Raw genomic sequence first — 12793 nt, forward strand, 5'->3', positions numbered from 1 at the left:
ACAAAATGATTTACGCTTTCATTTGTGGGATCAGCAAGTTTTTTGTTCGGCGCCTCGCTTTCTATCCCGGATTACCAGCACAATCACTCTTCATCAGGACTTGCACTCTGCAATTCTGGCGTTAAAATGAAAGCGCTTCCATTTCTTTTCGGGGAGGAAATCCAACGAGAAGTGGCGGGTTGATGCTGGTTTGTACCAGCCAAAGAGGAGGAGAATTTATGAGCTTGAAGCGTTTCATGACGTTCGCGGCCCTTGCCGCTTCTATTTCCGTGCTCGGCACCCATGCGGGTCACGCCGACGATTATCCCACCAAGACGGTCACCGTCGTCGTTCCTTTCGCTGCAGGTGGCAATACCGACACCTTCGGTCGCCTCGTGGCCGAGGAGCTGGACAAGCGCCTGGGACAGCGCTTCATCGTGGAAAACAAGCCGGGTGCCGGTGGCAATGTCGGTCTGGGCGATCTGGCGCGCTCAAAGCCGGATGGCTACACGATCGGCCTTGGTACGGTCAGTTCCAACGCCATCAACCAGACGCTTTACAAGGCCTTGCCCTATGACAAGGAAAAAGGCTTCGCTCCGATTTCGCTCATTGCCACATTGCCGAATGTTCTTGTGGTCAATCCCGATAAGATCAAAGCCAATACGGTTCCTGAGCTGATCGAGCTTCTGAAAAAAGAGCCGGGCAAGCACACCTATGCATCGTCGGGTGTCGGCACCTCCATCCATCTTGCGGGCGAACTTCTGGCCACCAAGGCAGGCGTGAAGATGACCCACATTCCCTACAAGGGCAGCAGTCAGGCCATTCTCGATGTCGTCGCCGGTCACGTCGATATGATGTTTGATAATATTCCGACAGCCGCCCAGCAGGTCAAGGCAGGCAAGGTCAAGGCTCTCGCCGTCACCAGTCTGGATAAGGCGGCTTTGCTGCCGGAAGTCCCGACCATGGCCAGCGTCATTCCGGGCTTCGAGGCAACCTCCTGGCACGGCATCTTCGCCCCTCCCGGCACACCGCCTGACATCGTGGATAAGCTTTCCAAGGAAGTTCAGGCCATTCTCCATGAGCCTGCGATGAAGGCAAAGCTGGAAGCAATGGGTGCAACACCGGTTGGCAACACACCGGAAGAGTTCACCGCTTTCATTCAGGGTGAAACGGGAAAATGGGCTGAGGTCATCAAGGCCGCAGATATTCCTCTTCAGTAATATCGCTCCCGACCGGTCGAATGGCCGGTCGGGATGCCTTTTTATCCGCGAGTATTGAGCCATGTTGAAGATAAAAAATGGCCGCGACTTCGTCGGCGGCATGACGATGATCCTCATAAGCCTGCTGTTCATCTGGTTCGGGCAGGAGCTTCAGGTCGGCAATGCCTTTCAGATGGGCGCCGGTTATTTTCCAATGATGCTCAGCCTGTTTCTGATCGCCATCGGTGGATTGATGATCATTCAGTCCTTTGTGGTGCTGGCTGATGAGGAAGACAGCGTCGCACCGAACTGGAAGGCCTATGGGCTCATCATTTTCGGCCCGGTCTTCTTCGGCTTTGTCTTGGCGGGCCTGGGACTTGCACCAACCATGTTCTTCATGGTCGTGGCGGTCGCGACAGCCAGCGCCTATGCGAACTGGCGCCATTCCATTCTGCTGGGACTGTTCGTGGCGGTTTGCTCTGTGGTGCTGTTCACGCGACTTTTGTCACTTCCCGTCAGCGCTTTCGGGCCTTGGGTGCCGTTCATCGGCGACCTTTCCTGATTTGGGCGCTCGTCACTTGTCAAAGCATCGCACGATCCGAAACGTCCGTTCCTCGTTTCGGTCCGATGCTCTCATACCGGCAAAACCGGATCGGGATTGATCATGGATTTATTTTCAGACCTCTGGCTTGGCGCGAACACCGCCTTTCTGCCTCTCAACCTCGTCTATTGCTTTATCGGGTGCCTTTTGGGCACGGCCATCGGCGTTTTGCCGGGCCTCGGCCCAACCGCCACCATTGCCATGCTGCTGCCCATCACATTCGGGCTTCCGCCTGAATCGTCCCTGATCATGCTCGCGGGCATTTTCTACGGCGCGCAATATGGCGGCTCGACCACGGCCATTCTCATCAACCTGCCCGGTGAAAGCTCGTCGGTGGTCACCGCCATTGATGGTTACCAGATGGCCCGCAACGGGCGGGCAGGCCCGGCCTTGGCCACGGCGGCGCTCGGCTCGTTTTTCGCGGGCTCAGTCGCCACCGTGCTTCTGGCGGTCGCAGCCCCGCCGCTTGCCGCCGTCGCGCTCAAATTCGGCCCGGCGGAATATTTTTCGCTGATGATCCTCGGTCTCGTGGCATCGGTCGCGCTTGCAAGTGGCTCGCTGCTCAAGGCGGTGGCGATGATCCTGTTCGGTTTGCTGCTGGGGACCATCGGCACGGACGTGGAAAGCGGCAGCCCGCGTTATGTCTTCGGCATTCCGGAACTCTATGACGGCCTCAATTTCGTTGCCGTCAGCATGGGCATCTTCGGCATCTGCGAAATCATGCGCAATCTGGAAAGCGAGCATGAACGCTCCGTCGGCGTAAAACGTGTCACCGGCCTTATGCTGACCAAGGATGACTTCAAGCGGATTATCGGCCCGGTCCTGCGCGGCACGACGCTTGGCTCGTTGTTGGGTGTCTTGCCCGGTGGTGGGGCAATGCTTGCCTCTTTCGCATCCTATGCCGTTGAAAAACGCGTTTCACGCAACAGTGCGGAATTCGGCAAGGGCGCTATCGAAGGGGTCGCCGCCCCGGAATCGGCCAACAATGCCGGCGCACAGACATCCTTCATTCCCATGCTGACACTCGGCATTCCCGGCAATCCGGTCATGGCGCTGATGGTAGGGGCGATGATCATTCAGGGCATCACACCCGGCCCCAATGTCATCTCGGACGAACCCGCAATGTTCTGGGGCATGATCGTCTCCATGTGGGTGGGCAACCTCATGCTCGTCATCCTCAACCTGCCGCTGATCGGGCTTTGGGTGCGGATGCTGACGATCCCCTATCACGTGCTGTTTCCGGGTATCATCGCCTTCTGTTGCATCGGGGCTTACAGCATCAACAACAGCGTCTTCGACGTATTCGTCATGGCAGGCTTCAGCGTCATCGGCTTTGCGCTCAGCAAATTGCGGTTTGAACCGGCGCCCTTGTTGCTCGGCTTTATTCTCGGCCCCATGCTGGAAGAAAACCTGCGCCGCGCCATGCTGATCAGCCAGGGCGACCCGACGATTTTTGTGCGCAGCCCGCTCAGCCTTTCGCTGCTGGTCATCGCCGTTCTCGTTCTCGCTCTGGTGTTGTCACCCAGCATCAGCCGCAAACGCGAAGAGGCATTCACCGAATAATCCGCAGGCCAACGGCCTGCCGCATATAGCATCATTCAATAGAGGTTTTTGTCATGAATACGCATGTCGTGAAGTCCGATCTCGTGCCGCCGCAGACCGGTGGCGACAAGATCGCCTGGATCAAACTCTCCTCCATCTATCTGCCGCTCAAGACGCCGATCAGCGACGCCAAGGTTCTGACCGGTCGGCAAAAGCCCTTGACGGAAGTCGCCTTCCTCTTCGTTGAGGTGGAGACGACATCAGGCCACAGCGGCATCGGCTTCAGCTATTCGAAGCGCGCTGGTGGCCCCGGCCAGTTCGAACATGCCAAAGAGGTCGCGAATGTTCTGATCGGTGAAGATCCCAGCGATATCGGAAAACTCTGGCTGAAGCTCTGCTGGGCAGGCGCTTCGGTCGGGCGCAGCGGTCTTGCCGTTCAGGCCATCGCCGCCTTCGATATCGCGCTCTGGGACCTCAAGGCCAAGCGCGCGGGCCTGCCCCTTGCCAAGCTGCTGGGCGCCCACCGCGATTCCGTCCAGTGCTACAATACCTCTGGCGGCTTCCTGTCTTCGCCCATCGAAGAGGTTTTGGAGAATGTCGACCATGCGATTGCGAGCGGCATCGGCGGTATCAAGATCAAGGTCGGTCAGCCGGATATGGCCACCGACCTGAAGCGTGTGCAGGCCGTGCATGAGCATATTGCGGGCCGCGCGGCGATGATGGTCGATGCCAACCAGCAATGGGACCGCCCGACTGCGATGCGGTTCGGCAGACTGATGGAGCCCTATAATCTCACCTGGATCGAAGAGCCGCTGGATGCCTATGACGTGGAAGGTCACGCCGCACTGGCCGCACATCTTGATACGCCCATCGCCACCGGCGAAATGCTGACCAGCGTGCTGGAGCATGTGGCGCTGATCAACAACAATTCCGTCGATTTCATTCAGCCGGACGCTCCGCGCGTCGGCGGAATCACACCCTTCCTGAAGATTTGCGCGCTGGCAGAGGCCAAGAAGCTACAGCTTGCGCCGCATTTTGCCATGGAAATCCATCTGCATCTGTCAGCAGCCTATGAGCTGGAGCCATGGGTCGAACATTTCGACTGGCTCGATCCACTGTTCAATGAACGGCTGGAAATCCGCGATGGCCGCATGCTCGTTCCGCAGCGACCAGGGCTCGGCATCACGCTGTCGGAACAGGCCTTCAAATGGGTCAGAGGCGAAGCCGAATTCGGCAAGCGCCCCTGATCAGGGGGCTGCCTAAAACCGCATACCCGGAACGGCCAGCGGATTGTCCATCACCGCTTGCCGGTCTGGCTTGTCGATGCGCACCGCACCGGTGAAAGCGCCGAACAGGTCTTTCACGAAAGCTTCCGGAAGATCATGGGTAATCAGCACCATGCGCGTGCGCCTGTCGGATGGGTCGGGCCATGCGGCAAGGCGCTGTGGCGGGTGGAAGATGGATTGCACGCCATGCAGCACCAGCGGACGGTCTGGATTGTCGGACAGCTGCACGATGGCCTTCATGCGCAACAGCTTTTCGCCATGGGCAGACCGCAACAGGTCCACGAACATTTCCAGCGCCATCGGGTCGATGGGCTGTTCATGAACGATGGAGAATGAGCGGATCGAGCTATTGTGACGGTTCACATCGTGATGATGATCGTGGTGGTGATCGCCGTGGTCGTGGTCGTCATGGTGGTGATGTTCATGCCCGTGCTCGTGGTCATGCGCATCTTCTTCACCAAGCCAGCGGCTTACATCGCCCAGCTTGTTCGTCGCGTCGTAAAGGCCGTTTTCCAGCAGTGCCACCGCAGGCCAGTCTTCACTATCGCCGTTTTCAATCGGCGCGGGGGGATTGAGCGCGGCCAGCCGCTCAGTCAGCGCGGCGACCTGCGCCTCGCTGGCCAATGCCTGTTTGGTCAGCACCAGCCGGTCGGCCACCGCCACCTGCTTCACCGCCTCGGGATGATGATCGAGCGTCGCTGCGCCGTTCACGGCATCCACCACCGTCACCATGCCGTTCAGCGAAAAATTCTGGGCGATAACAGGGTTCCCGATGATCGATTGCATCACCGGGGCCGGGTCGGCAAGACCGGTGGTTTCGATGACCACGCGGTTGACCGGTTTCAGCTTGCCGGTCTGAATTCCATCCATCAGCTCCGCCAGCGTATCCACCAGCTCGCCGCGCACCGTGCAGCACAGGCAACCTTCGGCCAGCTCGATAATGCCGTCGCCGGAACGCTCCACCAGCAGATGGTCAATGCTGACATCGCCGAATTCGTTGATGATGATCGCCGCATCCTGCATGGCAGGGTCTTTCAGAAGACGATTGAGCAGCGTCGATTTTCCCGCGCCGAGAAAACCCGTGATGATGGAAACCGGAATACGTTCGAGTGCCATGTGGCGACCTGTAGTGTTAGAACATTACGTGCTGAGGCACGTCTTATAGCAAGAATGGCCGCCTGCGAAAGCATCGATTTTATGAAAAAGAAAAAGGCCCGATCCGAAGAGCGAGCCTTTGTGACGTGTGGATCAGAATGCCGGGCGCGGAATGGGGATCGGCACATTGGCCGGGCTGCCCTTCGCGGTCGTCGTGGTCGCCGTTGCAGGCGTCGCATTGGCGGCAAGGGTTTCGCTGCCGGGAATAAGGCCCGCATATGAATAGACCGGCGGGCGGGTCATTTCCTGCACATAGGGTGATTTGATGATCATGCGGCCTGCGTCATCCCGGCTTTCGCTGCGCACTTTCGCGGCCTTGGGATTGCAGATATCGGCGCTGACATCATTGAGATCAGTGTCGCCATAAGGCGCCAGCGACGCCAGCGATACGCCCTGGCCTGAAGGTGAGGTCAGTCCCATTTGCAGCAGGTCGGCGGACTGGTCGGTACGGCCCGCAAGGCTGTCTGCGCCCAATACGACGCTGACGACCTGACGGCCATTGCGGGAGGCAGAGGACACCTGATTGAAGCCCGACGCACAGATGAAGCCGGTCTTCATGCCATCGGCACCATCGAAGCGACCCACCAGCATGTTGTAGTTGGCGTAATTCTTCTTGCCCGTACTGACGCCTTCCAGCGAGAAATAGCCGGCATATTCGGGAAATTCGCGCTTGAGGATCAGCGCCAGAACAGCGAGGTCACGCGCGGTCGTGTACTGCCCTTTGCCGGGCAGGCCATTGGGGTTGATGTAGTGGGTGGATGACATGCCCAGACGCGCGGCCTGCGCATTCATCTGCGCCACGAAATTGTCGGTTGTACCCCCCACGGTCTCGGCAATGGCCACCGCCACGTCGTTTGCGGATTTGATCAGCAGCAGCTTCAGTGCGCTGTCCAGCGTCAGCTTCGAGCCGGGCTTGAAATACATCTTGCTGGCGGGCTGGTCGGCAGCCTTCTTGCTCATCACAACTTCCGTCGTGGGGCTCAGCTTGCCGGATTTCATGGCGCTGAATGCCAGATAGGCCGTCATCAGCTTGGTCAGCGAGGCTGGATACCACTTGCGAAAGGCTTCCTGATGCGAGATCACCTTGCCAGTGCGCACGTCAATCACCATCTTGGGGTTGGCGTGTCCAACGGATGTCATCGCCAGCACACTGGCAGAGATCGCGGCAATGGTTTTTACGAGCCGCCCTGCGGCGCGGCGGTGTCTGGAGTTTTCCTGCAAGGCGTATCCTCGAATTCCCGTCATCGTTTCGGGATTTGCAATATTCACCATATATGGCCTAGCAATGGCAAAGTACATTGATTGCGTCAATTATGCGGCGCAATATCCACCGCGGAGGAGCTAAGCTTATCATGTCGAGAATGGAACATCAGGGATAAATGAATGCCGATTTTGAATAGAGCTGCGGAATTGCAGGCGGAAGCCAGCGAATGGCGACGTCATCTCCATGAAAACCCTGAACTGCTCTACGATGTGCATGACACGGCAGCCTTCGTTGCCGAAAAGCTGAAATCCTTCGGCGTTGACGAAATCGTGACGGGTATCGGCCGCACCGGCGTCGTCGGCGTCATCCACGGACGCCACGGTCAAGGCCGCACCATCGGCCTGAGATCTGACATGGATGCCCTGCCCATCGTCGAGGAGACCGGTCGGGACTGGGCCTCGAAAGTCGATGGCAAGATGCATGCCTGCGGCCATGACGGCCATATGGCGATGCTTCTGGGTGCGGCAAAACATCTGGCGGAAACCCGCAATTTCTCCGGCTCCGTCGCCCTCATCTTCCAGCCCGCCGAAGAAGGTGGCGCAGGCGCGCTTGCCATGGTGGAAGACGGCTTGATGGAGCGTTTCAAGATCGATGAAGTCTATGGCATGCACAATATGCCGGGCATTCCCCTCGGTGCCTTTGCCATCCGCAAGGGCGGCATCATGGCAGCACCGGACAAATTCTCCATTCTCGTCAAGGGCCGCGGCGGCCATGCGGCGCAACCGCACCGCACGATAGACCCGATTTCGATCGGCGCGCAGATCGTCACCAATCTGCAGATGATCGCATCGCGCAACACCGACCCCATCCGTTCCGTCGTCGTGTCCGTCACCCGTTTTCAGGCGGGCTCCAGCCACAATATCATCCCCAATGAAGCTCTGATTGCGGGCACGGTGCGCACGCTGGACGAATCCGTGCGCGATGCCGCCGAAGCACGCATCAAGCAGATGGCAGAAGGCATCGCGCAGGCCAATGGCGCAGAAGCCGAGGCCGTCTATGAGCGCTATTGCCCCGTCACCGTCAACCATGCAGACGAAACCGACCACGCCATCCGCATCGCGCGCGAGGTGGTGGGCGACAAGAACGTCGACCCCGATGTCGATCCCTCCATGGCCGGAGAAGACTTCTCCTACATGCTGAAGGAACGCCCCGGCGCTTTCATCTTCATCGGCAATGGCGATAGCGCCGGTCTGCACAATCCCAGCTACGACTTCAACGACGACGCAATCGCTTACGGCGTGTCCTATTGGGTCAAGCTCGCCGAACAGCGTCTGGGTGGGTGAAACGATTTCGAGCGACCGTGCGTCATCGTGCGGTCGCAGCCTCTGCCGGCTTTTTTAAAACAATAAAAGCAGCCGAAAATGACGACGAAATGCCTGCGGATAAGTGTCGGAATGAATGGAAGTTGTCAGCCCAATACCGGGCATCGGTGGCAATTTTCTCAATCTGAGGAAAATTGGAGCGGGCGAAGGGATTTGAACCCTCGACCCCAACCTTGGCAAGGTTGTGCTCTACCCCTGAGCTACACCCGCTCAAATCCGCTGGTTCGGGGTAGATCGCTGAACCGCGGGTCGCTGCGTTGCGGCGACGAGGGCTATATCGCTCAACCGCTTTTTAAATGCAACAGGGAAATGACAAAAAGCTGCAGAAAATTTTAAAAAACCACACAAGTAACGGAAAACATTTGATTTTTTTGATACTGAAATCTCAAAGCCAATTGCAAAACCGGTTTTGAGGGCCTAATGACAATGGCAACGAAAACCGAATCCGATGTCGCGAGAAACCCAATATGACCGAGCAATCGCCCAAGACAGCGCAGGACCTTTTCGCTTTGCTGGATGGGCTTGGCATTGCGCATACGACCGTCGACCATGAGCCGGTCTTCACTGTTGCCGAGTCGGAATCGCTGCGGGATCGCATTCCCGGCGGCCATACCAAGAACCTTTTCGTAAAAGACAAGAAGGACAGATATTTCGTCCTGACGGTGGAAGAAAATGCGACTGTCGATTTGAAGACGGTCCACAAGATCATCGATGCGTCCAGCCGCGTGTCGTTCGGCAGGCCGGAAAAGATGCTGGAATATCTGGGCGTCATACCCGGCTCCGTCACCGTTTTCGGTGCCATCAACGATACGGGACACGACGTGACCTTCGTGCTCGACAGCGAGTTGATGAAGCATGATTTCATCAACGGCCACCCGCTGTCCAACGATGCCACCACCACCATCGGGCGCGACGACCTCATTCGCTTTCTGGAAGCGACGGGTCACACACCGCTCGTCTTGAAAGTGACCGAGTAAAGTACGATCTTTGCGCCAGATGGCGGCATGCTGCGACATGAACGGAGACTTATATGAGCGATAATCCCTACGGAACGTCCAACAGCGGACAGATGACTGGCTCCGTCAATTATGGCAGCGCGCCGGGTGCGACGGCTACGGCCTCGCATATCAAGGATACGACGACGGCGAATTTCCCCAAGGATGTCATGGAGGAATCGCGCCGCCAGCCCATACTGGTAGATTTCTGGGCGCCGTGGTGCGGACCTTGCAAGCAACTGACGCCGGTGCTGGAAAAAGTCGTCAACGAGGCTGGCGGTCGCGTCAAGCTCGTCAAGCTCAACATCGATGACCACCCTTCCATTCCCGGCCAGCTGGGCATTCAGTCCATTCCCGCCATCGTCGCCTTTCAGGACGGTCGCCCGGTGGATGGCTTCATGGGCGCCGTGCCGGAAAGCCAGATCCGGGAATTTATCGACAAGATCGCCGGTCCCGCCGCCAATGATCCCGCAGCTGAAATCGAAGCGGCCCTTGCCGAAGCAAAGCAGCTTCTGGCCGATGGCGATCATCAGGGCGCAGCACAGCTTTTCGGTTTCGTCATGCAGGTGGACCCGGAAAACGCGACCGCCATCGCCGGTATTGCCGATTGCATGATTGCGCTTGGCGAATATCAGCGCGCCAGCGATCTTCTGGCCTCCGTCCCCGCAGAGCTTCTCGAGGATCCCGCGCTTCAGGCCGTGTCGAAAAAGCTGGCACAATATGAAGAGGCCCGCCTGCTGGGTGATCCGGCAGCGCTGGAACGTGAATTGTCGGCCAATCCGGACAATCACGATGCCCGCATGAAGCTTGCGAAAATCTTCAATGCGCAGGGAAAGCGCGATGAAGCTGCCGATCAGTTGCTGACTGTCATGCGCAAGGACCGCACCTTTGAAGACGATGGCGCGCGCAAACAGCTCGTAGAGTTTCTGGAGGGCTGGGGTTTCAAGGATCCGGCCTCCGTCACCGCACGTCGCAAGCTGTCGTCCATTCTGTTTTCATAAGCCTTGCGTCTTGCGATCAGTGGCCGCAAACCACATTTATAAAGGATATGCCGCATAGATGCGCAGCAACTGCAAGGCAGATGTCTGACGCGGATATGCAATCGCGACGTTCCGTAACGTCGCGATCATGTCTCCAACCGAGGGCTCATCCATGCATGTCGGAAACGCGAGATATCTGAAAAGCTCCGATCTTCCGGACGTGGTGCCCGTGTTCCCCTTGCCCGGTGTTCTGCTTTTGCCCGAGGGGCAATTGCCTCTCAACATATTCGAGCCGCGCTACCTCGCCATGTTCGATGCCGCCATGGCCAGCGACAGGCTGATCGGCATGGTCCAGCCCTCTCTTCAGGCTCTGGATAGTGGTACCGGCACCGGTCCCCTTAGCCAGGTCGGTTGTCTCGGTCGCGTCACATCCTTTTCGGAAACGGGCGATGGGCGCTACATCGTTTCGCTGAGCGGCGTTTGCCGCTTCCGCCTGCTGGAAGAGGTCTCCACCGGCAAGCCCTACCGCACTTTCCGCCACGCACCCTTCATCTCCGATCTCTCAGGCGAATATGATGAGGATGCCGTGGATCGGGAAAATCTGCTGCGGGTGTTCCGCGCCTTTCTGGATGCCAACCAGCTGGAAGCGGATTGGGACAGCGTCGAGCGCGCCGGAAACCGCGTTCTCGTCAACTCACTGTCGATGATGTCGCCCTTTGGGCCAGCGGAAAAACAGGCTTTGCTGGAAGCCCCGGACCTGAAATCCCGCGCCGATACCCTGATCGCCATCACCGAAATCGCCGTTGCCCAAGCTGGCAATGACGGCGGTACGACATTGCAGTGATGGGGCTCCGATGGATGAAAAGGTGAGCAATGTCGATCCCAAGCTGCTGGACCTTCTGGTCTGCCCCCTCACCAAGGGCCGGCTGTCCTATAATCGCGAGCGCAGCGAACTGATCTCCGAAAGCGCCAAGCTCGCTTATCCCATAAGGGATGGCGTGCCGATCATGCTGATTTCGGAAGCCAGACGGATCGAGGACTGAACGTCACTATTCCCCGTCATCCCGTAGTTGATACGGATGACGGGAATAGCTTTTGAGATCAATTAAACCTCAAAGAAACTCCGCCCGGTGCGGCGTAAACGTATCGATCAGGCGTCCCTTTTCCAGCGCCTTCACCCCATGCACCAGATCAGGCTTGACGATGAAACTGCCGCCCTGCGCCAGTTCCTGTGTCACGCCGTCGATCGTTACCTCGAAACGGCCTTCGGCCACGTAGCTCGCCTGAATATGCGGGTGTGAGTGGAGCGAGCCGACGGCGCCCGCTTCGAAGACGACTTCGACCATCATCATTTCCGGCAGATAGGCCATGATGCGGCGGGAAACGCCAGGTTCGGTTGGCGTCCACTGGCCGTCACCGGCATTGACGAAGGCTTTGCTCTCGCTCATATCGCGTGTCCTTATTTCAGATCATCAATGGCAACGAGATCGACGTCGGTATAGTCGACATTGTCACCGGCCATGGCCCAGATGAAGGAATAATTGGCAGTTCCGGCACCGGAATGGATGGACCAGCCGGGAGACAAAGCCGCTTCCTCATTCTTCATCACCAGATGGCGCGTTTCGTTCGGTTCACCCAGGAAGTGGAAGACGCGCGCCGTCTCCGGCAAGTCGAAATAAAGATAGGCTTCCATGCGCCGGTCGTGAATATGGCATGGCATAGTGTTCCAGACGGAGCCAGGCGCAAGGCTGGTCATGCCGACAACCAGCTGGCAGGTCTTAACGCCTTCCGGGTGGATGAACTGGAAAATCGAGCGTTCGTTGCTGGTTGCCTGCGAACCGAGATCGACGCGCTTGGCATCACTGATGCTGATATGCTTAGCCGGGTAGGCGGCATGCGCCGGTGCGCTCAGCAGATAGAATTTCGCAGGCGTTTCGGAAGAGGCGGATGCGAAGGATACCTTTGCACCAAGACCCGCATAGACCATGTCGCGCGTGCCGGCTTCAAAATCCGTGCCATCCACCGTCACGGTGCCCTTGCCGCCAATGTTGACGACGATCAGCTCGCGACGATCCAGAAAGGATTTCGTGCCGGTTGGCTTGATGGCTTCCAGTTCCAGCGAACCGGACACCGGCACGGCACCACCCACGATCATGCGGTCGTAATTGGTGTAGTGCAGCTGAACGGTATCGTTGACGAACAGTGGCGGCAGCAGAAAGTTCTCGCGAAGTTCCTCGGTGCCGAATTTGGCAGCCGTCTTCGGGTCGATGGCGAAGCGGTTTGTGTACTGTGTCTGGCCCATTGTTCTCCCAATCATATCTCAGGCAAAGTTGTCATACATATATGCGATAGAAATCCTATGTCAATCGATAGCGGCGAAAGGATTGGCAGCGGTTTACCGCAGGAAATGGCTGCAAACGCTGAATTTCATGGATATGCCAACATGTAAGGCAGGTTTTGCAGCCACGCT

Annotated in this window: 13 protein-coding genes and 1 tRNA gene; 9 read left to right on the forward strand and 5 right to left on the reverse strand. The window is 57.9% G+C overall.

The window, feature by feature from the left end; genetic code table 11:
* Window positions 1–218: 218 nt before the first annotated feature.
* The 4 genes from AC27VJ_RS09290 (at window position 219) to AC27VJ_RS09305 (ending at window position 4568) form a co-directional block, all read left to right on the forward strand.
* Entirely contained in the window at window positions 219–1199 is a 981-nt protein-coding gene (locus AC27VJ_RS09290) for a Bug family tripartite tricarboxylate transporter substrate binding protein (RefSeq protein WP_488683772.1), read from the forward strand.
* 61 nt (window positions 1200–1260) lie between these two features.
* Window positions 1261–1740: a tripartite tricarboxylate transporter TctB family protein gene (locus AC27VJ_RS09295; RefSeq protein WP_488683773.1), complete on the forward strand. Its 480-nt coding sequence runs from the start codon at window positions 1261–1263 to the stop codon at window positions 1738–1740.
* A 102-nt stretch (window positions 1741–1842) separates the two neighbouring features.
* Window positions 1843–3342: a tripartite tricarboxylate transporter permease gene (locus tag AC27VJ_RS09300; RefSeq protein WP_162727692.1), complete on the forward strand. Its 1500-nt coding sequence runs from the start codon at window positions 1843–1845 to the stop codon at window positions 3340–3342.
* Between the two features lie 53 nt (window positions 3343–3395).
* Window positions 3396–4568: an L-talarate/galactarate dehydratase gene (locus AC27VJ_RS09305; RefSeq protein ID WP_353577262.1), complete on the forward strand. Its 1173-nt coding sequence runs from the start codon at window positions 3396–3398 to the stop codon at window positions 4566–4568.
* Between the two features lie 12 nt (window positions 4569–4580).
* On the opposite strand, the gene AC27VJ_RS09310 is transcribed toward AC27VJ_RS09305, so the two are convergent.
* Window positions 4581–5723, reverse strand: coding sequence for a CobW family GTP-binding protein (locus AC27VJ_RS09310; protein ID WP_488683774.1), 1143 nt, complete (start codon window positions 5721–5723; stop codon window positions 4581–4583).
* 132 nt (window positions 5724–5855) lie between these two features.
* Complete coding sequence (locus AC27VJ_RS09315; RefSeq protein ID WP_488683815.1) at window positions 5856–6902, reverse strand: D-alanyl-D-alanine carboxypeptidase family protein; 1047 nt, start codon at window positions 6900–6902, stop codon at window positions 5856–5858.
* Window positions 6903–7145: 243 nt separating this feature from the next.
* Here AC27VJ_RS09315 and AC27VJ_RS09320 point away from each other — a divergent pair, with 243 nt between their 5' ends.
* Complete coding sequence (locus AC27VJ_RS09320) at window positions 7146–8309, forward strand: M20 aminoacylase family protein (RefSeq protein WP_488683775.1); 1164 nt, start codon at window positions 7146–7148, stop codon at window positions 8307–8309.
* A gap of 174 nt (window positions 8310–8483) precedes the next feature.
* On the opposite strand, the gene AC27VJ_RS09325 is transcribed toward AC27VJ_RS09320, so the two are convergent.
* Window positions 8484–8558, reverse strand: a tRNA-Gly gene (locus tag AC27VJ_RS09325).
* Between the two features lie 257 nt (window positions 8559–8815).
* Here AC27VJ_RS09325 and AC27VJ_RS09330 point away from each other — a divergent pair.
* The 4 genes from AC27VJ_RS09330 (at window position 8816) to AC27VJ_RS09345 (ending at window position 11366) form a co-directional block, all read left to right on the forward strand.
* The gene (locus AC27VJ_RS09330; RefSeq protein WP_488683776.1) at window positions 8816–9325 is read left to right on the forward strand and encodes a prolyl-tRNA synthetase associated domain-containing protein; all 510 of its coding nucleotides are present in this window, start codon (window positions 8816–8818) and stop codon (window positions 9323–9325) included.
* A 53-nt stretch (window positions 9326–9378) separates the two neighbouring features.
* On the forward strand, window positions 9379–10344 hold the full coding sequence (gene trxA, locus AC27VJ_RS09335) for a thioredoxin (protein WP_488683777.1): 966 nt from the start codon (window positions 9379–9381) through the stop codon (window positions 10342–10344).
* 151 nt (window positions 10345–10495) lie between these two features.
* Window positions 10496–11167: an LON peptidase substrate-binding domain-containing protein gene (locus AC27VJ_RS09340; protein WP_353577267.1), complete on the forward strand. Its 672-nt coding sequence runs from the start codon at window positions 10496–10498 to the stop codon at window positions 11165–11167.
* A gap of 10 nt (window positions 11168–11177) precedes the next feature.
* Entirely contained in the window at window positions 11178–11366 is a 189-nt protein-coding gene (locus AC27VJ_RS09345; RefSeq protein WP_353577268.1) for a Trm112 family protein, read from the forward strand.
* Window positions 11367–11435: 69 nt separating this feature from the next.
* Here the strand turns inward: AC27VJ_RS09345 and AC27VJ_RS09350 are convergent, their stop codons facing one another.
* Together AC27VJ_RS09350 and kduI are read right to left on the reverse strand one after the other, a co-directional pair.
* Entirely contained in the window at window positions 11436–11771 is a 336-nt protein-coding gene (locus AC27VJ_RS09350) for a cupin domain-containing protein (protein WP_488683778.1), read from the reverse strand.
* A gap of 11 nt (window positions 11772–11782) precedes the next feature.
* Window positions 11783–12625: a 5-dehydro-4-deoxy-D-glucuronate isomerase gene (gene kduI / locus AC27VJ_RS09355; protein WP_488683779.1), complete on the reverse strand. Its 843-nt coding sequence runs from the start codon at window positions 12623–12625 to the stop codon at window positions 11783–11785.
* Between the last annotated feature and the right edge of the window lie 168 nt (window positions 12626–12793).

The organism is Agrobacterium sp. 20P9.1.2 (assembly GCF_057799395.1).

Excerpts from the sequence above, each read along its gene's own strand:
- AC27VJ_RS09290 (WP_488683772.1), top strand. The coding sequence starts at position 219 with ATGAGCTTGAAGCGTTTCATGACGTTCGCGGCCCTTGCCGCTTCTATT.
- AC27VJ_RS09295 (WP_488683773.1), top strand. The coding sequence starts at position 1,261 with ATGTTGAAGATAAAAAATGGCCGCGACTTCGTCGGCGGCATGACGATG.
- AC27VJ_RS09300 (WP_162727692.1), top strand. The coding sequence starts at position 1,843 with ATGGATTTATTTTCAGACCTCTGGCTTGGCGCGAACACCGCCTTTCTG.
- AC27VJ_RS09305 (WP_353577262.1), top strand. The coding sequence starts at position 3,396 with ATGAATACGCATGTCGTGAAGTCCGATCTCGTGCCGCCGCAGACCGGT.
- AC27VJ_RS09310 (WP_488683774.1), bottom strand. The coding sequence starts at position 5,723 with ATGGCACTCGAACGTATTCCGGTTTCCATCATCACGGGTTTTCTCGGC.
- AC27VJ_RS09315 (WP_488683815.1), bottom strand. The coding sequence starts at position 6,902 with ATGACATCCGTTGGACACGCCAACCCCAAGATGGTGATTGACGTGCGC.
- AC27VJ_RS09320 (WP_488683775.1), top strand. The coding sequence starts at position 7,146 with ATGCCGATTTTGAATAGAGCTGCGGAATTGCAGGCGGAAGCCAGCGAA.
- AC27VJ_RS09330 (WP_488683776.1), top strand. The coding sequence starts at position 8,816 with ATGACCGAGCAATCGCCCAAGACAGCGCAGGACCTTTTCGCTTTGCTG.
- trxA (WP_488683777.1), top strand. The coding sequence starts at position 9,379 with ATGAGCGATAATCCCTACGGAACGTCCAACAGCGGACAGATGACTGGC.
- AC27VJ_RS09340 (WP_353577267.1), top strand. The coding sequence starts at position 10,496 with ATGCATGTCGGAAACGCGAGATATCTGAAAAGCTCCGATCTTCCGGAC.
- AC27VJ_RS09345 (WP_353577268.1), top strand. The coding sequence starts at position 11,178 with ATGGATGAAAAGGTGAGCAATGTCGATCCCAAGCTGCTGGACCTTCTG.
- AC27VJ_RS09350 (WP_488683778.1), bottom strand. The coding sequence starts at position 11,771 with ATGAGCGAGAGCAAAGCCTTCGTCAATGCCGGTGACGGCCAGTGGACG.
- kduI (WP_488683779.1), bottom strand. The coding sequence starts at position 12,625 with ATGGGCCAGACACAGTACACAAACCGCTTCGCCATCGACCCGAAGACG.